This window comes from Xanthomonas vasicola pv. musacearum NCPPB 4379 (genome assembly GCF_000277895.2).
GTDB classification, from domain to species: domain Bacteria; phylum Pseudomonadota; class Gammaproteobacteria; order Xanthomonadales; family Xanthomonadaceae; genus Xanthomonas; species Xanthomonas vasicola.
On sequence record NZ_CP034655.1, the window covers coordinates 2,566,066 to 2,586,020 of the forward strand.

General features: G+C 63.2%; 18 protein-coding genes and 3 pseudogenes. 10 read left to right on the forward strand and 11 right to left on the reverse strand.

The genetic code is table 11. The features are described 5' to 3' along the window. Positions 1-12: 12 nt before the first annotated feature. The 3 genes from KWO_RS11990 to KWO_RS12000 all read right to left on the reverse strand — a co-directional run bounded on the left by KWO_RS11990 (position 13) and on the right by KWO_RS12000 (position 3,141). Positions 13-1,251 (reverse strand): argininosuccinate synthase, encoded by a 1,239-nt coding sequence (locus KWO_RS11990; RefSeq protein WP_010382269.1) that lies wholly within the window; start codon positions 1,249-1,251, stop codon positions 13-15. Positions 1,252-1,302: 51 nt separating this feature from the next. Then, positions 1,303-2,334 (reverse strand): N-acetylornithine carbamoyltransferase, encoded by a 1,032-nt coding sequence (locus KWO_RS11995; RefSeq protein ID WP_010382271.1) that lies wholly within the window; start codon positions 2,332-2,334, stop codon positions 1,303-1,305. Between the two features lie 312 nt (positions 2,335-2,646). Next, positions 2,647-3,141, reverse strand: coding sequence for a hypothetical protein (locus KWO_RS12000; RefSeq protein WP_010382274.1), 495 nt, complete (start codon positions 3,139-3,141; stop codon positions 2,647-2,649). A gap of 176 nt (positions 3,142-3,317) precedes the next feature. On the opposite strand from KWO_RS12000, the gene cysS reads away from it, so the two are divergent. The 3 genes from cysS to KWO_RS12015 all read left to right on the forward strand — a co-directional run bounded on the left by cysS (position 3,318) and on the right by KWO_RS12015 (position 6,640). Beyond that, on the forward strand, positions 3,318-4,742 hold the full coding sequence (gene cysS, locus KWO_RS12005; protein WP_017112369.1) for a cysteine--tRNA ligase: 1,425 nt from the start codon (positions 3,318-3,320) through the stop codon (positions 4,740-4,742). A 213-nt stretch (positions 4,743-4,955) separates the two neighbouring features. After that, complete coding sequence (locus KWO_RS12010) at positions 4,956-5,393, forward strand: SufE family protein (protein ID WP_010382278.1); 438 nt, start codon at positions 4,956-4,958, stop codon at positions 5,391-5,393. Then, the gene (locus tag KWO_RS12015) at positions 5,390-6,640 is read left to right on the forward strand and encodes an MFS transporter (protein WP_010382280.1); all 1,251 of its coding nucleotides are present in this window, start codon (positions 5,390-5,392) and stop codon (positions 6,638-6,640) included. Before KWO_RS12010 ends, KWO_RS12015 begins: the two co-directional genes overlap by 4 nt. A gap of 337 nt (positions 6,641-6,977) precedes the next feature. Here KWO_RS12015 and dksA read toward each other — a convergent pair whose 3' ends face one another. Next, on the reverse strand, positions 6,978-7,340 hold the full coding sequence (gene dksA, locus KWO_RS23575; RefSeq protein ID WP_223293187.1) for an RNA polymerase-binding protein DksA: 363 nt from the start codon (positions 7,338-7,340) through the stop codon (positions 6,978-6,980). A 115-nt stretch (positions 7,341-7,455) separates the two neighbouring features. On the opposite strand from dksA, the gene KWO_RS23580 reads away from it, so the two are divergent. The 6 genes and pseudogenes from KWO_RS23580 to KWO_RS12045 form a co-directional block, all read left to right on the forward strand. After that, entirely contained in the window at positions 7,456-8,085 is a 630-nt protein-coding gene (locus KWO_RS23580; RefSeq protein WP_227479764.1) for a hypothetical protein, read from the forward strand. Continuing rightward, positions 8,085-8,384, forward strand: coding sequence for a membrane protein insertion efficiency factor YidD (yidD, locus tag KWO_RS12025; RefSeq protein ID WP_010372813.1), 300 nt, complete (start codon positions 8,085-8,087; stop codon positions 8,382-8,384). Before KWO_RS23580 ends, yidD begins: the two co-directional genes overlap by 1 nt. Continuing rightward, positions 8,381-9,730, forward strand: a complete 1,350-nt coding sequence (locus KWO_RS12030) for a dihydroorotase (RefSeq protein WP_010382288.1) — start codon at positions 8,381-8,383, stop codon at positions 9,728-9,730. The genes yidD and KWO_RS12030 overlap by 4 nt, the downstream gene beginning before the upstream one ends. Further along, a complete protein-coding gene (locus KWO_RS12035; protein ID WP_010382291.1) occupies positions 9,730-10,569 on the forward strand; it encodes a M23 family metallopeptidase in 840 nt (279 codons plus the stop codon). Before KWO_RS12030 ends, KWO_RS12035 begins: the two co-directional genes overlap by 1 nt. A gap of 624 nt (positions 10,570-11,193) precedes the next feature. Then, positions 11,194-12,129 (forward strand): annotated as a pseudogene (locus KWO_RS12040) (amino acid permease); the annotation flags it as partial. Then, a pseudogene (locus KWO_RS12045) lies at positions 12,126-12,395 on the forward strand (ethanolamine ammonia-lyase light chain EutC); the annotation flags it as partial. The pseudogenes KWO_RS12040 and KWO_RS12045, both read left to right, overlap by 4 nt. A gap of 54 nt (positions 12,396-12,449) precedes the next feature. Here KWO_RS12045 and KWO_RS12050 read toward each other — a convergent pair. Together KWO_RS12050 and KWO_RS12055 are read right to left on the reverse strand one after the other, a co-directional pair. Beyond that, on the reverse strand, positions 12,450-12,740 hold the full coding sequence (locus KWO_RS12050) for a hypothetical protein (RefSeq protein ID WP_010372801.1): 291 nt from the start codon (positions 12,738-12,740) through the stop codon (positions 12,450-12,452). A 352-nt stretch (positions 12,741-13,092) separates the two neighbouring features. Continuing rightward, entirely contained in the window at positions 13,093-13,596 is a 504-nt protein-coding gene (locus KWO_RS12055; RefSeq protein ID WP_026112462.1) for a pyridoxamine 5'-phosphate oxidase family protein, read from the reverse strand. A 479-nt stretch (positions 13,597-14,075) separates the two neighbouring features. On the opposite strand from KWO_RS12055, the pseudogene KWO_RS12065 reads away from it, so the two are divergent. After that, positions 14,076-15,218, forward strand: a pseudogene (locus tag KWO_RS12065) (pectinesterase family protein). A 344-nt stretch (positions 15,219-15,562) separates the two neighbouring features. Here KWO_RS12065 and KWO_RS12070 read toward each other — a convergent pair. The 5 genes from KWO_RS12070 to KWO_RS12090 form a co-directional block, all read right to left on the reverse strand. Further along, the gene (locus tag KWO_RS12070; RefSeq protein WP_010382298.1) at positions 15,563-16,252 is read right to left on the reverse strand and encodes an isoprenoid biosynthesis enzyme family protein; all 690 of its coding nucleotides are present in this window, start codon (positions 16,250-16,252) and stop codon (positions 15,563-15,565) included. A gap of 28 nt (positions 16,253-16,280) precedes the next feature. Continuing rightward, complete coding sequence (locus KWO_RS12075) at positions 16,281-16,973, reverse strand: phosphoglycolate phosphatase (protein ID WP_010382300.1); 693 nt, start codon at positions 16,971-16,973, stop codon at positions 16,281-16,283. Between the two features lie 85 nt (positions 16,974-17,058). Further along, positions 17,059-17,778 (reverse strand): bifunctional 2-polyprenyl-6-hydroxyphenol methylase/3-demethylubiquinol 3-O-methyltransferase UbiG, encoded by a 720-nt coding sequence (ubiG, locus tag KWO_RS12080; protein WP_010372777.1) that lies wholly within the window; start codon positions 17,776-17,778, stop codon positions 17,059-17,061. 30 nt (positions 17,779-17,808) lie between these two features. After that, positions 17,809-19,146: a TRZ/ATZ family hydrolase gene (locus tag KWO_RS12085; protein ID WP_026113191.1), complete on the reverse strand. Its 1,338-nt coding sequence runs from the start codon at positions 19,144-19,146 to the stop codon at positions 17,809-17,811. Further along, complete coding sequence (locus KWO_RS12090; protein ID WP_471629707.1) at positions 19,143-19,943, reverse strand: PA3715 family protein; 801 nt, start codon at positions 19,941-19,943, stop codon at positions 19,143-19,145. Before KWO_RS12090 ends, KWO_RS12085 begins: the two co-directional genes overlap by 4 nt. Between the last annotated feature and the right edge of the window lie 12 nt (positions 19,944-19,955).

A 19,955-nucleotide genomic window follows, 5' to 3' on the forward strand; every position in this document is an offset into this window, starting at 1 on the left:
TGCCGTCAGACCTCAGCGATTCACCTGCGCATACAGCGTCGAGCTCATTCCGAACAACTTGATGAAGCCCTCGGCCTCTTCCACGCCCCAATCAGCCGATTGCGCGTAAGTTGCGCCCTTGGTGTTGAGCAGATGCGGCGAACGCACCGCCACCGCATCGACGCGGCCGCCGCGGGTTTCCAGCGTGACTTCGCCGTTGACCTTGGACTGCGAGGATTTCAAAAACGCCTCGATATCGGTCTTGAGCGGGTCGTGATAGAAGCCTTCGTAAACTAGCTCCACCCACTTGCGCGCCACGTCCGGCTTGAAGCGGTTCTGCTGCTTGGTCAGCACCGCGTCTTCCAGCGCACGGTGCGCGGTGAGCAGCGAAATCAGGCCTGGCGCTTCGAACACGATGCGCCCCTTCAAACCGATGACGGTGTCGCCGGTGTACACCCCGCGGCCCACGCCGTACTGCGCGAACAAGGTGTTGAGCTTGGCCAGGATCTTTGCGCCCGGCAACGGCTTGCCATCCAGTTCCACGGCTTCGCCTTCGACGAATTTCAGCGTCACCGTCAATGCTTCGGTCGGCCAGGCATTACGCGGCGCGCACCAGCCACGTGCACCCTCGCCCGGCGCTTCCCAACGATCGATTTCGCCGCCGGACATCGTCAGCCCCAGCAAATTCTCGTTGATGGTGTAGGCCTGCTGCTTGGCGCGCACGCCAAAGCCGCGTGCTTCCAAATACTTCTGTTCGTAGGCGCGGGTCTGGGTGTGTTCTTTCTGGATCTCGCGGATCGGCGCAACGATCTGGTAATCGCCCAGCGCCTTCACTGCCAGGTCGAAACGCACCTGGTCGTTGCCCATGCCAGTGCAGCCGTGCGCAATGATGCGCGTGCCCAATTCTTCGGCGCGCTTGAGCGCGGCATCCACGATCAGATAACGGTCGGACACCAGCAGCGGATACTGGCCCTGATAGCCCTCGCCTGCCCACACGAACGGCTTGACGAAGCCTTCCCAGATCGCCGGGCCACCATTCACGGTGACGTGGCTGGCCGCACCGAGTTCGGCGGCACGCTTCTCGATGAACTCACGCTCTTCGGCATCCACGCCACCGGTGTCGGCGAACACGGTGTGCACCGCATAGCCGCGCTCCTGCAAATACGGAATGCAGAAGCTCGTGTCCAGGCCACCGGAGAACGCCAGGACGATGTCCTTGGTGCCGGGAGTCGTGATCGGGGATTCGGGAGTGGTGGAAGCAGCGCTCATCATTGTTCCTTAGTACGTACATGTGGGGGCCAAGGGTGTTGCTGTTGCGATTCTCTAATCCCGATTCCCGATTCCCCCTTGCAAAGCAAGCGCCGCCATGATCGCCTTCTGCACATGCAGGCGATTTTCGGCTTCATCGATGGCAATGCAGTTGGGCGAATCCATCACTGCGTCGGTGGCCTTGACGTTGCGACGCAGCGGCAGGCAATGCGAAAACACGCCGTTGTTGGTCAGCGCCATCTTGCGTTCGTCGACGATGAAATGCTGGTACTGGTCGCGGATCGGTTTTTCCGGTTCCCAGTTGCCGAAGAACGGCAACGCGCCCCAGCTCTTGGCATACACGACATCGGCAGCGGCGTAGGCGCTGTCGATGTCGTGGCTCACCTGCAGCGAGCCGCCGCTTTCGGCCACGTTCTGCGCGGCCCAGTCCATGTAGCGCTGATCCAGGACGTAGTCCGGCGTCGGGCACAACAGGGTCACGTCCATGCCCATGCGGGTGGCGATCGTCAACGCGGAATTAGCGACCGCGGTGTTGAGCGGCTTGGGGTGATAGGTCCAGGTCAGCACATACTTCTTGCCGCGCAGATCTGGCGTACCGAAGTATTCCTGCAGCGCCAGCACATGCGCCAACTCCTGGCACGGGTGGGTAATGGTTTCCATGTTGATCACCGGCACCGGCGAGTACTTGGCGAAGCTCTTGAGCACCTGGTCTTCGCGGTCCTTCGACCAGTCGACGAACTTCGGAAACGCGCGCACGCCGATCAGGTCGACATAGCGCCCCAGCACGCGCGCCACTTCGGCGATGTGCTCTTCGGTGTCGCCATCCATCACCGTGCCCAGATTGAATTCAATCGGCCACGCATCCTTGCCCGGCTGCAGTACCACCGCATGCCCACCCAACTGAAACGCGCCCAGCTCAAAACTGGTGCGGGTACGCATGGACGGGTTGAAGAACACCAGCGCGATCGACTTGCCCTTCAGCTCGCTTCCCAGCTTGTTGCGTTTGAACAACGCGGCCTGGGTCAACAGCGCGTCCAGTTCGGCGCGGCTCCAGTCCTGGGTGTTCAAGAAGTGCTTCAGTGACATCGATCGATCCTTTGCTGCCTGCTACTGCTGCGTTGGTCCGCCAGAAGCGACGGGATGCGCGACATGCGCGTTTCTTGCGGTTGAAACTTTTGTGACGCCAAAACGAAAAAACCCAGCCTGTAGGCTGGGTCTTCAACGTCGGAACAGCAAAACGCTCCGGTTACCCAGCGAAAATGTGGGATTCCGGTCGGCGGGCACGCGAGGTCATGCCGGAGGCCATCCGGGCGGCGCTGGTGTCGTGCTGAAAGGCGTTTGCTTGCATAGGGCGCGAATCCTCGCACGCATGCGGACACGGCGCAACCGCTAAGCGTCTCATCGCGGCGGCGCGACGATGGCGTCGGGAATGTATGGGGTGACCGAAACCCGGATGCGCAGCCGGTTGCCCGGATCTTCCGGCAACCGCGAGCGGTATTTGGTGCCCTTGTAGACGTAGTCCACGTCGAAGGCGATCGGCCGGCGGAACTCGCGTGGTACTTCCACCACCTTGCAATTGCGCCGTGTGCTGGTTGGCGGCACCGCGGCGGGCGCGGCCGGTTCGGGCCGACGCGAGAACATTTCCTTGACCGAATCCACCATGCGGTTGATGCGGCCCTCGTCTTCGGCCGAAGCGGCGGCAGCCTGTGCGGCCTGCTCGGCTTCGCATTGTTCTTCGATTCGCGTGGCGCGCAGGGTCTGGTAGACCGGCTCGACGTTGAGCACCTGCGCGTAATCCAGTTTCACGTTCTCGATCAACACCATCCGGTTCTCGGGATCGGTTTCTGCCGCATGCGCCGGAATTACCTGCCAGGCAAACGTACACAGCAGCATCAAGAACGGAGAAGGTTGCATCAGTACCAGGGAGGCGCAGCCAGGCAATACGTAAGTGTATGGAGCTTGCGACAGCCTGGGCTGAACGCAGCCCATCCGGTCGCTATTGTCCGCTGGCGATTCGTCATCGCGCCGCAACCAGCTAGAATCGCGCGATTGCCCTTTTTCGGATGCCGATGAGCCTGCGCCTGCACAACACTCTGACGCGGCGGGTCGAGCCGTTTGCGCCGCTCGATCCATCCAGCCCCACCCTGTATGTCTGCGGGCCTACCGTTTACAACTACGCACACATCGGGAACGCCCGTGGTCCGGTTGTGTTCGATGTGCTGAGCGCGCTGCTGCGTCGACGCTACGGCGCCTTGCGCTACGCGCGCAACATCACCGACGTGGACGACAAGATCAACGCCGCCGCGCAGGCGCAAAACGTGCCGATCTCGACGATTACCGACCGCTTCGCCGCCATCTATCGCCAGGACATGGCGGCGCTCGGTGTGATGCCGCCGGATATCGAACCGGAAGCCACCGCGCATATCCCGCAGATCGTGGCGATGATCGAACAACTGATCGCCAACGGGCATGCCTACGCCGCGGAAGGCCACGTGCTGTTTTCGGTGTCCAGCTTCGAGGACTACGGCAAGCTCTCGCGGCGCGACCCGGACGAAATGCTGGCTGGCGCGCGCGTGGACGTGGCGCCGTACAAGCGTGATCCCGGCGATTTTGTGCTGTGGAAGCCCTCCAGCGACGACCTGCCCGGCTGGGAATCGCCCTGGGGCCGCGGCCGCCCGGGTTGGCATATCGAATGCTCGGCGATGGCTGCGGCGCATCTGGGCCCCACCATCGACATCCATGCCGGTGGCGTAGACCTGCAGTTTCCGCATCACGAAAACGAGATCGCGCAGAGCGAGTGCGCGCATGGCGGCGCCACTTTCGCGCGGTTTTGGCTGCACAACGGCATGCTCAATTTCAGCGGCGCGAAGATGAGCAAATCGCTGGGCAACATCGAAACCGTGCACGACCTGATCGCCAAGCATCCGCCTGAAGCGCTGCGCTATGCGCTGTTGAGCGCGCATTACCGTCAGCCGCTGGATTGGTCGGATGGTTTGATCGAGCAGGCCAAGAACACGCTGGACCGCTTGTATGGCACTTTGCGCGATCTGGCCGCGCTGGACGCCGATGGCGGCAGCGATGTCGGCAGCTCGAAGACGATTCCTGCCGAGGTGGAGGCCGCTCTGGATGACGACCTCAATACACCGCTGGCCTTGTCGGTTATCGCCAGCATCGCGGCGGAAGCACGCGCGTTGCGCAACGAGCTCGTTCATGGCGGCGAACCTTTGGGGCGCATGAACGAACTGCATGCGGTGCGCGCAAAGTTGCTGGGCGCCGGCATGGCATTGGGGTTGCTGCAACAGGACCCGGCGGCATGGTTCGCGCGCGGCACCGACGCTGGCGACGATGCACGCATCACCGCATTGGTGGAAGAACGCAACGCGGCGAAAAAAGCAAAGGATTTCGCTCGCGCTGACGCCATCCGCAAGCAACTTGCCGACCAAGGTATCGTGCTGGAAGACACGCCGCAGGGCGTGCGCTGGAAGCGTGCTTGACTCTTTTCCCTTCTCCAACCGGGAGAAGGTGCCCCGCAGGGGCGGATGAGGGTGCAGGCGAAGCCAAGTGCACTTGCCTGAGGTAAAAGCGAAGCTACCCGCATCGACTTTCACCGAAGCTGCGCCCTTACCCTCACCCCACCCCCTCCCGGAGGGCGAGGGGCTTGACCGAGATCGACCCTGGATTTTTCGCGAACTGATTCTGGATGTTAGATGACCACCTCCCCCTTCCCGCTCGAACCCACTGCCAGCGACGCGCAGGCCGCCATTGCCGAGGAATTTTCCTTCTTCGGAGACTGGTCCGAGCGCTACCAGTACCTGATCGATCTCGGCCGCAAGTTGCCCGCCTTCCCGGAACAGTGGAAGACCGAAGAACACCGCTTGCATGGCTGCCAGTCGATGGTCTGGATCGTGCCGGAAGGCAATGCCGAGCGGCTCGACTTCCATGCCGTCAGCGATTCGGCCATTGTCTCCGGCCTGATCTATCTCGCATTGCGCGTGTACTCCGGGCGTAGCGCGCAAGAGATCCTGGCGACCGAGCCGGACTACATTGCCGGGATCGGCCTGGCCAAGCATCTGTCGCCAACCCGCAGCAACGGCGTGGCCGCGATGCTTGCCTTCATTGGCGACACCGCGCGCGCGCAGCAGTGAGTACGCCCACATCCTCGCCCGCCGATTCGCTGCGCACGCTGTTTGCCCATCCAGGCTTCGGCCTGGTGCTGCTGTACCGCGTGGCGGCGATGCTGTCGTACCAGATCGTGGCGGTGACGGTTGGTTGGCATATCTACGAAATCACCGGCAATCCGCTCTCGCTCGGGCTGATCGGCCTGGCCGAAATCCTGCCGTTCTTCTGCATCGCCCCGTTTGCCGGCTACCTGGTCGATCACCTGCCGCGCCGCCGGCTAGGCATGGTCTTAGCGCTCGGACTGACCGCCACCGCGCTGCTGCTGTTGGCGCTCACGCAAAGCTGGCTGCCAGTGAAAGGGGTGTGGCCGATCTATGCCGCCATTTCGCTGACCGGCGCGGCGCGCTCGTTCCTGTCGCCGGTCTACAACGCCTTGTTTGCACGTGCGCTACCGCGCGAAGCGTTCGCGCGCGGCGCCAGCATCGGCAGCGTCACCTTCCAGGCCGGCATGGTGATCGGCCCGGCGCTGGGCGGCGTGCTAGTCGGCTGGGGCGGCAAGGGGCTGGCCTATGGTGTAGCTGCCGGCGTGGGGATGCTGGCGATCCTGGCACTGGCGCTGCTACGGGTCAGCGAGCCAGTCAGCGAGGGCCCGCGCGCGCCAATTTTCCGCAGCATTGCCGAAGGCGCGCAGTTCGTGCTGTCCAACCAGATCATGCTGGGTGCGATGGCGTTGGACATGTTTTCGGTGCTGCTCGGCGGCGCGGTGTCGATGCTGCCGGCCTTCATCCACGACATCCTGCACTACGGCCCGGAAGGCCTGGGCATCCTGCGCGGCGCGCCGGCGCTGGGCTCGATCGTGGTCGGCATCTGGCTGGCGCGGCATCCGCTGCAACGCAACACCGGGCGCGTGCTGCTGCTCTCGGTCGCTGGCTTCGGGCTATGCACCATCGCCTTCGGGCTGTCGCGCCATTTCTGGCTTTCGGCGGCGATCCTGCTGGTGTACGGCATGTGCGACGGCGTCTCGGTGGTGGTGCGCCAGACCATCCTGCAACTGGCGACACCCGATGCCATGCGTGGGCGCGTCTCTTCGATCAATGGCATCTTCATCGGCTCGTCCAACGAGCTGGGCGCGTTCTACGACGGCGTGATGGCGCGCCTGGTCGGCCTGGTGCCGGCCGTGGTGATCGGCGGCTGCGTTACTCTAGGCGTGGTGGCCACCACCGCCTGGAAGGCGCCGCGCCTGCGTAAGCTGGATCTGCGCGATCTGCAGTGAGCTGGGGGCGGCGTGAGTGTCTGTGCTAGTTAGATGCAGTGCAGTGGTAAGACCTCGTGCCGCCGGTAGCACGCTTAACTGCAGCAGCAAGCGCCGTCGCCACGATGTAACTGCGCGCGACGGCGCCTGCGCTTCAAACGGGATTACCGCAAAGGCAGCGGACATAAGCGCTTGGCAGGCGGCTTCTGCAAGCCGCCAACAGCGGCAGCATGCACCGCGGCTACTTTCGCGCGGTCGATAAAAGCGCGCTATCCCGCAACCGCATTGGCAGATGCATAGATCAGGCAAGCATAAAAAACCCCGCACATGGCGGGGTCTTTCAGTGAGCCAGGGACGATCAGTCGCCCTGCTGCTTCTGCAGATGCTCCCAACGCTCCTGGGCGTCGATGGTGCGCTCGGCGGTCAGACGCGCTTCCAGGCGGTCCAGGCCGATTTCTTCGCCGGTGTCCACGCAGTAGCCGTAGTCACCGTCTTCCAGACGCTTGAGCGTGCTGTCGATCTTGGAAATCAGTTTGCGGGCGCGATCACGGGCACGCAATTCCAGCGAGTTTTCGGTCTCGCGGGTGGCGCGCTCGGCTTCGTCGCCGATGTCGCGGACTTCTTCGCGCAGGTTTTCGATGGTCTGCTTGGATTCCTCCACCATCTCGTTACGCCAGCTCTGCAGACGCTGACGGAAGTATTCCTGCTGCAGCTTGTTCATGTACTCCTCGTCCGCAGCAGGCTTGTAGCCCTGCGGCAGGATCGGGCGACCGGTTGCTTCGTCGGTCTTGTACTCGACCACCTTGTACTTGGTCTTGGGTGCCGAGCTGGACGGCTTGGAGGTCACAGCCACAGCCACCTTGCCGACCGGACGGGTCGCAGCAGGCTTGGCGGGGGCTTCGGTTTTGGTTGGCGTTTTTGCGGAAGATTTCGAAACGGGCACGGGATTCTTAAATGACGGGGTCGCAGGCTTTGCCGGCTTCGCAGGGACGGCCTTGGGGGCCGGTGCGGGCGCGGGCTTTTCAGCCTTGACCGGGACTGACTTGGCCGGAGCCGGCTTGGTGGCCGGCTTCGGTACGGACTTGGGCGCCACCGGCTTGGCAGCCGGCTTGGCGGCAGCCGGAGCTGCCTTGTTCGCCGCCGGCTTGGCAGCACTCTTGGCGACGGGTTTCACTGGCTTGGGGGCTGCGGACGCGGTGGTCTTGGAAGCCGGCGCCGGCTTGGCAGCGGCCTTCGTCGCAGGTGCCTTCTTGGGAGCCGGCTGCTTGGTCGCCGGCTTGGCCGGTTTTGCAGCGGCAGGCGCCGCTGCCTTTTTCGCAACGGGTTTGGCGGACTTCTTGGCGGCCTCTACGGCCTTTTTTGCAGGTTTTTTAGCAGCCACGAAACGCTCATCCTTGGTTCCCCCGGGGCCCGGGAAAGCGGGCCTTTATAACGTACCCCGCCGACCCCCGGCAACCACCTATTAATGCAAGTGGCATATCATTGGCTAGTGATCGGTCGCCTGCTCATCGCGCTGCTGCGCTTCTACAAGCTGTTCATCAGCCCCCTGCTCGGGCCGCGCTGCCGTTTTGCGCCCAGTTGCTCGGAGTACGCGATGACCGCCATCGGCCGCTTCGGCCCGCTGCGCGGCAGTTGGCTTGCCGCGTGCAGGCTCGGCCGCTGCCACCCCTTCCATCCGGGCGGGTTCGATCCGGTGCCCGAGGCGCCCGCGTCCGCTTCCCCGTCGCCCTCTTCTTCCTGCAGCTGCAAAGGACCCCATCCATGAGCCGAACCGTCATCGTCAACGCCCGCCTGGTCAATGAAGGCAAGGAATTCGACGCCGATCTCCTGATCGAGGGCGGCCGCATCGCCAAGATCGACAGCAAGATCAACCCTGCCCCTGACGATACCGTGGTGGACGCTGCCGGACGCTGGGTGCTGCCAGGCATGATCGACGACCAGGTGCACTTCCGTGAGCCTGGCCTGACCCACAAGGGCGACATCGCGACTGAATCCGGCGCCGCTGTTGCCGGTGGCCTGACCAGCTTCATGGACATGCCCAACACCAACCCGCCGACCCTGAACGCGGCCGCGCTGCAGGCCAAGTACGATGCCGCCGCCGGGCGCGCGTGGGCCAACTATGGCTTCTACATGGGTGCCAGCAACGACAACCTGGCCCACATCCAGTCGCTGGACCCCAAGACCGCACCGGGCATCAAAGTGTTCATGGGCGCGTCCACCGGCAACATGCTGGTCGATAACCCGGAAACGCTGGACGCCATCTTTCGCGACGCGCCCACGCCGATCATCACTCACTGCGAAGACACCCCGACCATCGATGCGACGATGGCGCAGTACAAAGAAAAATACGGCGATGCACTGACCCCGGAGATGCATCCGGACATCCGTTCGCGCGAAGCCTGTCTGAAGTCGTCGAAGTTGGCGGTCTCGCTGGCGCGCAAGCACAACACCCGCCTGCATGTGCTGCACATCTCTACCGCCGACGAGCTGTCGCTGTTCGAAGCCGGCCCGCTGGTCGACGCCAACGGCAAGTTGCGCAAGCGCATCACCGCCGAGACCTGCATCCACTTCTTGCGCTTCGATCGCAGCGATTACGCGCGGCTGGGCAACCTGATCAAGTGCAACCCTGCGATCAAGGACGCCGAAGATCGTCTGGCACTGATCGATGCACTGGCCGAAGACGTCATTGACGTGCTCGCCACCGACCACGCCCCGCACACCTGGGAAGAAAAGCACAAGCCTTATGCGCAGGCGCCATCGGGCCTGCCGCTGGTGCAGTACGCGCTGGTCGCGGCATTGGAGCTGGTGCACGAAGGCAAGCTGCCGATTACCCGCATCGTGCAGAAGTTCGCACATGCACCAGCGCAGTTGTTCGATGTGGAAGAACGCGGCTTCCTGCGCGAAGGCTATTTCGCCGATCTGGTGATGATCGACAACACCCCATTCACTGTGAAGCGCGAGCAGGTGCTGTCCAAGTGTGGTTGGTCGCCGTTCGAAGGCACCACCTTCCGCTCGCGCATTGCGGCAACCTGGGTCAATGGCCAGCAGGTATGGGACGGCGAGCAATTGGTGGGCAGCGCTGCCGGCCAGCGCCTGACCTTCGACCGCTGATGCGCGCAGCCCTGTTGGGTGCCTGGTTGATCCTGGCACCCGTGTCGCTGGTTGCTGGCCACGCGCAGGCGCAAACCGCCGCCGCAGCCGACATGGTATTTCCGCAAAGCGCATCGCAAGGTGCGCTGGTGATCGGCAAGGTGCCGGCCGGCAGCAAGGTGCAGTACGCCGGCCGCACACTGCGTGTGAGCGGTTATGGAAGCGTGGTGTTCGGTATTGGCCGCGATGCCACCGGGCCATTGCAGGTACAGATCACCCAGCCCGATGGCAGCACACAGACCGTCAGCATCGCAGTGACCCCGCGCGATTGGCCGGTGGAGCGCGTCAATGGCGTGCCGCCCAAGACGGTCAACCCGCCGGCCGACATTGCCGCGCGCATCAAACGCGAACAAGCACAGGTCACGGCGGCGCGCGATCGCGACGATGCACGTACCGATTTCGCCCAGTCGTTCATCTGGCCGGTGCAGGGCCGCATTAGCGGCCGCTTCGGCAATGCGCGCGTGTACAACGGCCAACCCGGTGCCGGCCATTCGGGTATGGACATCGCCGTGCCAACAGGCACGCCGGTGAAAGCACCGGCCGCCGGTGTGGTGACGTTCGCAGCACCGGATCTGTACCTGACAGGTGGCACAGTGCTGCTGGATCACGGCTTTGATGTGAGCTCGAATTTTTTGCACTTGTCGCGGATCGACGTGAAGGTGGGTGATCGGGTCGAGCAAGGCCAGGTCATCGCTGCCGTCGGCGCCACAGGTCGCGCAACTGGGCCGCATCTGCATTGGGGAATGAATTGGTTCGATGTGCGAATCGACCCGTTGTTGGTGCTTGAGCGGCCGAAGTAGAGCCTTGCGGGACTGCCCTTTCTGCCTTGCAATGGCACAGCGCAGATGCTTTGGCTGCGCGTCTGTGCTGCACGGTTGGATAGCAGGTCGAGTCGGTATTGATACTTGAGTGCGGCAAGTGAATGCGCTTGGCGGCTGGGGGGTAGAGCAGCCCTATTCGCTGAGTAATTGGCTAGCGAAACGTGCGTGCCCCGCGACTTACCCGGTATGCCGTTGTTTTCTGCTTGCTGGCATTAGTTGGCTGGGTCACCAAAGCAATCGACGATGTGGGGATGCGCTTGCGTTGCTTGTGTCGGTACACGCTGGCATTGGTGCGTTGCATGATTGTGTGCACATGCACGCTTGCTCGCTGCGCGCTTGATGAGGGGCCGTACCTCACCCCAACCCCTCTCCCGCAGGAAGGGGCTTACGCTCGATGGTCTGATCCCTCAGCCGGCCGTTGCGCCGTTGCGCTGCACAACCCGGTCAGCGGCGACCTATCCGTTGGGCCTGGGTTCGCCAACGGGCTTGGGGGTACAACCGGAAGGACCGTCGAGCGTCGCTGCACGTGGCCGCTCGGCTACTGACGGTCGGTCCGTCGCTCCGGCGCCGGCGTGCTTCATCTCCCTCCCACGACTGCAGGAGATGTGCGACATGAGTAACGAGCAACTCAAACCGACCCCGGGCACCTGGCAACGGTGGGGCACCGCTGTGGGTCTGGTGATTTCCGGCGAGTATTTCCGCTGGAGGTACGGCTGGGGCACCGCAGGCACGCTCGGCTTTCTGGTGACCACGCTGCTGGTCGCGGTCATGCACACCTGCTTCGTCTTCAGCTTTACCGAACTGACCACCGCCATTCCCAATGCCGGCGGGCCGTGCCTATAGCCTGCGTGCGTTAGGCTCCTATGGCGGGATGCTGGCGGGCCTGGCTACGTTGATCGAATTCGTCTTTGCGCCACCGGCCATTGCGATGGCGATCGCCGCCTATCTGAATGTGCAATACCCCACGCTGGATCCGCGCATCGCAGCGATCGGCGCGTACCTTGTTTTTATGAGCGTGAACATCGTTGGCGTGGCGATTGCGGACACCTTCAAACTGATCGTGACCTTGCCGGCAGTGCTCGAACTGTTGGTGTTTATGGTGTGGTGGCACCGGGCTTCGGCGTGGTGCGCTCCGCGGCCAATGGCTGGGCCGGCAGCGACGTGTCCGGGCCGGCGGCCATTTCCGGCATCTTCGCCGCGATTCCGTTTGCGATCTGGTTCTTTCTGGCGATCAAAGGCGCAGCGATGGCGGCCGAAGAAGACAAGGACCCCAGGCGCACGATTCCGCGCGCCTGCATCGCCGGCATTCTCACCCTGGTGATCTTGGCGCTTGGGGTGATGGTGTTCGCCGGCGGCGTCGGCGACTGGCGCCAGCTCTCCATCATCCTGGGTTATTCGCGCCAATTCTTTGCGTTGGCGCGTGCCGGCTTCTTGCCGCATGGGCTGGCCAAGCTGTCGCGTTTTCGCACGCCGCATCGCGCGATTCTGGCCGGCGGCGTCATCGGCATTGCCGCGATCTGCAGCGACAGCGTGGTCCAGGCTTGAGCTCACCCGACAGCCTGGGCCTGTATCTCACCTACACGCCCCGGGTCGGGTTCACCGATGCCGCGCGCAACTGCATTTTTAATATTCGCGGCGAAGGATTGAGCTACGCGGAGGCGACCAACAAATTGGGGTATCTGCTGCGCGAAGCATTTCGCCGCAAACTCTCAGGCGTACAACTGAAAAACGAAGCCGAACAGCCTGCGTTGCTATCGGCAGGGCCTGCCGATGTTGCGCTGCGCACCTTTCTGCTGCCGGACTGAACTGCGCGGCAGCTGTCGATTAGGAATCGACCACACTCAGCCCGCAGTCAGCCATTACTTCAGTGCGCCATCCTGTGGATTGCTCGCAGCATAGGTGCTGGTCTGCAACTCGCTGTCATGTAGATGGCGCAAGGCATTACGCACCTCATCAGGAAGCTGGTCGACATCCAGCATCACCTTGCCCGAGTGCACATCGCGCACCACTGAGGCAGGCAGCACGAAGTCGCCACCGTTTTCGATATTGATGACCAGTTCGCCACCCTCATTGCGGATATCGCGGATGGCACCCACGCCGACCGCGCCATCGCGTAGGAACACCATCTGTCCGATTTCAAGCTGTTGCATGTTGCATCTCCTGAAGTAGCATTACCGCGCAGCGCGTCGTGCCGGTGACAGATCATCGTCTCCCGGCGTGTTGGAACGTGGTGAAGCGCAGATCAGCGCGGCGTAAGCATGGACACGCGCCAATCAGCCTGTAGACCAGCTGCCAAATAGCGCACTCGAACTTTGCGTGTTAGAGCAAGCGAACGCATCCAGCCAATCGGGGCAGCATAGCCACCATGTGCGCAGGCGTTTTTAGTGAGTAATTTGTGCGGCTCGACCATCGTCCAATATCGATTTGGCAAACCACAGTGCGGTCAGAGGCAACACGCACACGCACACACAACCTTGAGGCTGCGTGTGCGTGTGGAGCACCTCAGCGCAGCGGGACGTCCGCCACTTTGTCCTGATAGTCCTTTTTCGGGTCTACGCCCAGCAACACCTTGATCCCCGCCAGCAGGCTCGACTCATTGAGCCAAATCTGCGCGTGATCGGCGTCCAGGCGCAGCAGCGCCAGTTTTGGATCGGTCTTGCCGCCTTCGTACCAGGCGGCGACATACGGGTTCCACAACCGCTCGACCATCGCCGGGTCGGTGTCTTCGCGCAGCGAGCCGCTGATGCTGGCGAACAGATCGTGGCCCTTGCTACTGAAGGCGCCGATGACGCGACGGCCCTGCCCCAGCATCGCGATCAGTGCGTTGTCCTTTGACGTGAAGAACCAGATTGGACCACCGCTATCGCCTTCGATCTGCGCGGTCATCGGACGCGCGTGACCGTCTTCAACACCGTCCAGGCCCAGCATCACGGTGCGATCGGATTTGAGTGCCTTCCAAAATTTTTCCTGCAACTCTTTGGTGTCTGCCATCTCGATTCCTGACATGCGCGTCGTACGCGGGTAAGTCAGTCTGAGAGGCTGCGCGCCCACGGCATGTGAGGACATGCATACCTGCCGAACGCCGTTGCCATTTGTGCAACCACAATATCTTTTGCTCATGCGCGCAGCCGGCTGCGACATTATCGGGTTCAAAGCGTGACCAACTCGCAGATCCAGCACATTGCCTCATCCCTCACCGGCCGAAAAACGAACACGGCAGTAGCATCAGCCGGCCGCTCATGCGGCACGAACGATCACCGCGCATGGCAACAATCTTCGTTGCAGTTGCGCTGCTTTGCTTGGCAACCTGAAGCGGCCGGACACTGTTGCGATTGCCTGTGAGGCGAGCGCGCAACAGCTGATTGGTCGCTACTGGCTCGCCTGGCATCTGCCGCGTGTTGCGTTGCGCACGCGTCCCCTTCTGAGAGAGCGAGCGCCACCACATGTCCGCATCGCACATTCGTACGACCTGTCTCGCTGCCGCAGTGCTGAGTTTTGTTAGCGCCACGGCAATGGCATTGACCGGCACTGCCACGCGACAGCAAATCATCAGCAGCGAAGCAAGCACCTACACCATCGCCAAAGCCTTGGCCAGGGCCAAGGCCGGGCCCATCAACGCATTGGTGACCGATAACGGGAGCCCCACCGCCGGTGTCGCCTTGTTCACTGCCGACTATGCGGTGGCAGCCGACGGCCCCACGCGCTATCGCAGCGTGCAATCTGCCATCGATGCCGCGGTCGCTGCAGGCGGGAACACGCGTCGCTACATCAGCATCAAGGCGGGCACCTACACCGAGTTGATCTGCGTGCCGAGCAATGCGCCACCGTTGACGCTGTCCGGGCTGGGCACAAACACCGGCGACACCATCATTCGCTTCAACAACGCCAACCCCACTCCCAAGCCGGCCGGCACCGCAAGCCACCCATGTGCCAGCAATGCATCGGCCACCACGGTGTGCACCTCCAACAGCGCGACAGTCACAGTGCGCGCGGCAAATTTCGAGGCGCCCCACTTACGCGTGGACAACGACTATGTGGAAGGCACCTACACCGATAACAATCAATCGGCGGTGGCGCTGGCAGTGCGTGGCGACAAGGCCAATTTCCAAGATGTCTTGGTGAGCAGCAACCAGGACACTTTGGTGATCAGTGCGAGCAGTGCGTCGGATGTGATCCGTGCCTATTTCAAGAGCAGAACCATGGGGGGCGATGTCGATTTCAGTTTCAGCTCCGGTGCGTTTTCGATGGTGCCACCATCCGCTCCACCGGAGCACGCCTGGGCAGCAGCCGCGGCGGCTATATTTTTGCGGCCAGCACGCGCCCCGGCAGCAGCTACGGGTTTCTGGCGATCAACGGCAGCTTCAGCGGTGTCTCCGGCTCTCCAGACAACAATACCTATCTTGGACGTGCCTGGGATGAAAGCGTCGGTAGCCTGAGCTCCTACGTCAACGGCACATCGCCCAACGGCCAGGTGACGGTGCGCGATTCAACACTGTGCAGCCATATCCGCAAGACCGCGCCATGGAATGCATCAACGGTCAGCCGCCCGTATTGCAGCAGTAACTGCACCAATTCGGCGAACCGTTTTTTATGAATACAAAAATAGCGATGCCGGCGCAGCGAATTGATTCAGCACGTCACGTGGACTGTGCAGCAAGCCGGGCATTGCCCGTGCTTGCTGAGTGGCATGAACTACCTTGAATTGCTATCGCGATGCCGTCGCGTCATTCGTGTCACCCACGACCGTCATACATATTGGCCGCGACTACAGCAGCTCGCGAAGCGTCATTCAGCGCGTGTGCCAACGGCACGACTGCGGCGTCTTGATCTACGACCTATGCGCTGTCGGCGTTGGCACTGCCCGCTAGGCGGTGCTGCCGTATTCGCCGATCTCAGCACAACCGACTGAGCCACCGCGCTCGCCGCACACAACCAGCGCGCACGCTGAGCGCAGCTGCAGAATGGGCTACGCTTAATCGGTGCCGCTGGCCGCACGCCAGCTATGCCATAGCTGTTGCACCGGTGGCGGATACGCCGGTTTACCCGCCAGCTCGCGCTGCAGACGCAACCGCGCCAGTCGCGACCACACTCGATGCGGACGCGCCAACGCGACTTTGCGTGGCCAGGCCTGCAACAACTGTGTGCGCCACGCAGCCGTAGCTACGCCGCCCGGGGCTGCGCTGTCGCCAGCCACGCGCTGGCGTGCGTCAAGCCATTGCACTGCCACCGCGGTCGCATCGCCAGGCCGCGTGCGTGCGAACAACACCGCTTCCACCGTAACCGCGGCCTCGGCGAAGGTGCGCAATGTCCCCAGCGCATGCTGCAGCGACTGCGGCTGCACACGTGCGGCCTGCATCGCCGGCAGGGTGTCGGCCAGCTGTGCCCACGGCGCACGCACGGGCTCCAGCACGCGCCCCAGCGGATGCCGCGAGCGTTGATTCGACCAGTCGCGCAGTTCCTGTTGCCACCATGCCAGCTTGGCATCGGCCGGCAACGGGTCGCCGGCGACGTTCATGATGTCTTCCCATTCCTGCAGCAACGCGAACCATGCGGAAGCCACACGCCGCTGGGGTTCGGGAATGAAGGGCTCGGCAACCGACCATTCCGGCCAGCGGGTTGCCCACTTGTCCAGAAAACTGTCGAGAGCGCTGGATTGGCTCATGGCGGGTCCAGAAAAAAACGAAGAGAGGTCAGATCTGCGGCCACGTTGCCGCATTCCAAAGCGCCTGCGGCTGGTCGACCAGCACGTCGGCCTGCCAGCGCGACGGGTCGTCGTCATCCAACCGATAGCCCCACAACACCGCGACCGACGGCATCGCTGCCGCGCGCGCAGCCAGAATGTCGCGCTCATCGTCGCCGACATACACGCATTGCGCAGGCGCAACGCCAATACGTTCGGCAGCCGCCAGCAGTGGCAACGGATGCGGCTTGCGCTCGGCCAGCGTATCGCCGCCGATCAGTACCGCGCAGCGCTGCTCCCAGCCTGACTGCGGCAGGATCAGGCGCGCCAGATATTCGGGCTTGTTGGTGACGATGCCCCAGACGCAACCTGCAGTCTCCAGCCGCACCAGCATCTCCTCGACACCATCAAACAGCTGCGATTGCGTGCCGATTACGCCTTCGTAGCGCTGCAAGAATTCCGGTACCAGTGCAACGCACGCTTCGGGATCAAGCTCGGCAAACGCCACACCGAGCATCGCACGCGCACCTTTGGAGACCACCGGGCGCAACGCGGCCAACCCAATCGGCGCACGGCCACGCGCATCCAGCATCGCGTTGACCGTCGCCAGCATATCCGGCGCACTGTCGAGCAAGGTGCCATCCAGATCGAACAGCACCGCCCGCGGAAAACTCGCAGCAGCAACACCTGCACTCAATTGCATATCGCCCGGCACGCAACCGAGATTATCAGGATCGCAGCCACCTGCCGTTGCGAATCCCGAAGCTCCACTGCCCAATCCCCGCCCATCACGGCCTCACCGCATAGGCCAAATAATTCACCTCAGTACGCGAGGACAACCGCGCGCGATTACGCCACGGCTCGTAGAGCATGCCGCTGACGTCTTCAAGCCGCAGTTCTGCATTGCGCAACCACGCCGCAAGCTCGGCCGGCTTGATGAAATCCTTGTAGTGGTGTGTGCCCTTGGGCAACAGGCGCGCGATGTATTCGGCGCCGACCACGGCCAGCGCGAACGCGGCCGGGGTGCGATTGAGCGTGGACAGGAACAGCTTGCCGCCCGGCTTGAGCAGGCTGGCGCAGGCACGGATGATCGCGGTCGGATCCGGCACGTGCTCGAGCATTTCCATGCAGGTCACTGCATCGAAACTGCCCGGCTGTTCGGCGGCCAGGTCTTCCACCGATTGCACGCGATAGTCCACCTGCACGCCGGATTCCAGGCTGTGCAGACGCGCCACCTTGACCAGCTCCGGCGCAAGATCGATCGCAGTCACCTGCGCGCCCAGACGTGCCATCGATTCGCTGAGCAACCCACCACCGCAGCCGACATCGAGTACGCGCGCACCGGCAAGGTCCAGCCGCGCGGACACATACTCCAGACGCACCGGATTGAGCGCATGCAGCGGCTTCTGCGGGCCGTCGGCATCCCACCAGCGGTTGGCCAGCGCGGCGAATTTATCCAGCTCGCTCTGGCGGAAATTGCCGGACGTGGATTGCGTATTCGAATTCATGCGGAGGCTCCGTGATGCGGTGACGCGCTCTTAGGCGCGGACGGTGCGGATGCGTTCGCGCCACTGCCGCGCGTTCGCGACCAGGGCGGCGGTATCCATGTCGATGAGCTCGCGCTGCACCAGTTTGGGCTTGCCGGCGATCCACACATCGGTGACCTGATGGCGGCCGGCCGAGTAGATCAACTGCGACAACACATGGTGCAGCGGCTGGGTTTCCAGTGCGGCCAGATCCACGCAGATCAGGTCGGCCTGCTTGCCGATTTCGATCGAGCCGATGGTGTCGCCGAAGCCCAGTGCGCGCGCGCCGCCCAGGGTGGCCGCGCGCAAGGTGGTGGCCGCGTCCAGCGCGGTCGCATCGTTGGCCACGGCCTTGGCCAGGATCGCGGCAGTGCGGTTCTCGCTGAACATATCCAGGTCGTTATTGCTGGCGCAGCCATCGGTGCCGATCGCCAGATTCACCCCGGCACGCTGCAGCGCACACGCCGGGCAAAAACCCGAGGCAAGCTTGAGATTAGATTCTGGGCAATGCACTACGCTGACGCCGCGCTCGGCGCACAGATGGATTTCCGCATCGGTAAGCTGGGTCATGTGCACCGCAATCAAGCGGTCGTTGACCAGGCCCAGGCGGTCCAGTCGCGCCAGTGGACGCTGGCCATACTGTCTGATCGAATCGGCCACCTCCTGCGCGGTTTCGTGAGTATGCAGATGCACCGGGATGTCGAGCTGGTCGGCCAGCATGCGCACGCGTTCGAAGTTGGCATCGTTCACGGTGTACGGCGCATGCGGCGCGAACGCGGTGCTGATCAACGGATCGTCGCGCCACTGGTCGTGCAACTCGCCGACACGCGCGAAGTATTCGTCGTCCGAAGAGGCCCAGGCAGTCGGGAAATCGATGATGACCGCGCCTACCAGCGCACGGAAGCCGTGCTGCTTGTACACCGCGGCCTGCACATCGGCGAAGAAGTAGTTTTCGTTGACGCAGGTGGTGCCGCCACGCAGCATTTCGGCGATCGCCAGCGTGGTGCCATCGGCCACGAACTCCGGCCCGATCACCGCCGCTTCCACCGGCCAGATGTGCTGCTGCAACCACACCATCAGCGGCAGGTCGTCGGCAATGCCGCGCAGTAGCGTCATCGGGTTATGCGTATGCGCATTGACCAGGCCCGGCATCAACGCAGCGTCCGGGCGCGACACGGTCTGCTTCGGCGCAAAGCGCATGCGTGCTTCAGCGGTCGGCAGCACGGCAACAATCACGCCGTTGCTGACCGCAACCGCGTGGTCTTCCAGCACCACCGCATGCGGTTCGATCGGGACGACATAGCCGGCCTCGATCAGCAGGTCGCAGGGTTCGGGCGGGGCATTGGTCATGAGCGGATCCATTGAAGTGAGTTGCCGAACGGCCAGGAGTCGTCGGAGCGTGACACAGACACATACCGCGTGCCGTCGTAGCGCAGCACCTGGCGTTGGCGGCGCATGCGTTCGGCGTCGTCTGCATCCTTGACGGTGGTGGAGGTCACCAAGTTGGCAGTCAGTGCGATGTCGGCGTAGCCAGCGTGGACTGGTGTGTCCATCGCCAGTGTGAGCGTGCCGCGCTCGGTCACCACGCCTGTCGCGCCCCAGTCGCATGGCTCGCCTTTCACCCGCCGCCAGACACTCAGATCCCGCTGCAGCACCGGGCGCGAACGGCGCCCTTCGCGCACCAGCAAGGTCAGTGCGTCCTTGCTGTGGAAGTCCGGGCAACTGGCGCCGCGCGTAACGCTATGCACCACAACGCCCACCGCGCGGACGCCCTTGGCCAGGTCATAGCGTGCGGTATTCAGGCGCAGACTGTCGGCGGCAAGCTCGAAGCCGGCGTCCTCGCCCATTTCCTGCGCGTACAACGCTACGACCTGGTTAGTGCCGGCATTGAGCATCGCAACGCGCAATTCAAGGTTGCGCTCGCCAGCCTCGGTTGTGGCATCGTCAGCAACTGCAACCGCCGCCAGCCGTAGCGAGTCATATGGCCACGGCTTGCAGGTCTGCGCCACGACACGCTCGACCGGCACCGCCTTGGCGGCGGCACTAGCTCCGCCGGAAGTCGTACCCGCTGCAACCGCCGCCACACTCTGCGTGTCACAGACAGGAGTGGCAACGGTTTGCGCAAACACCGGGGACGGCGCAAGCATGCCACTCACAGC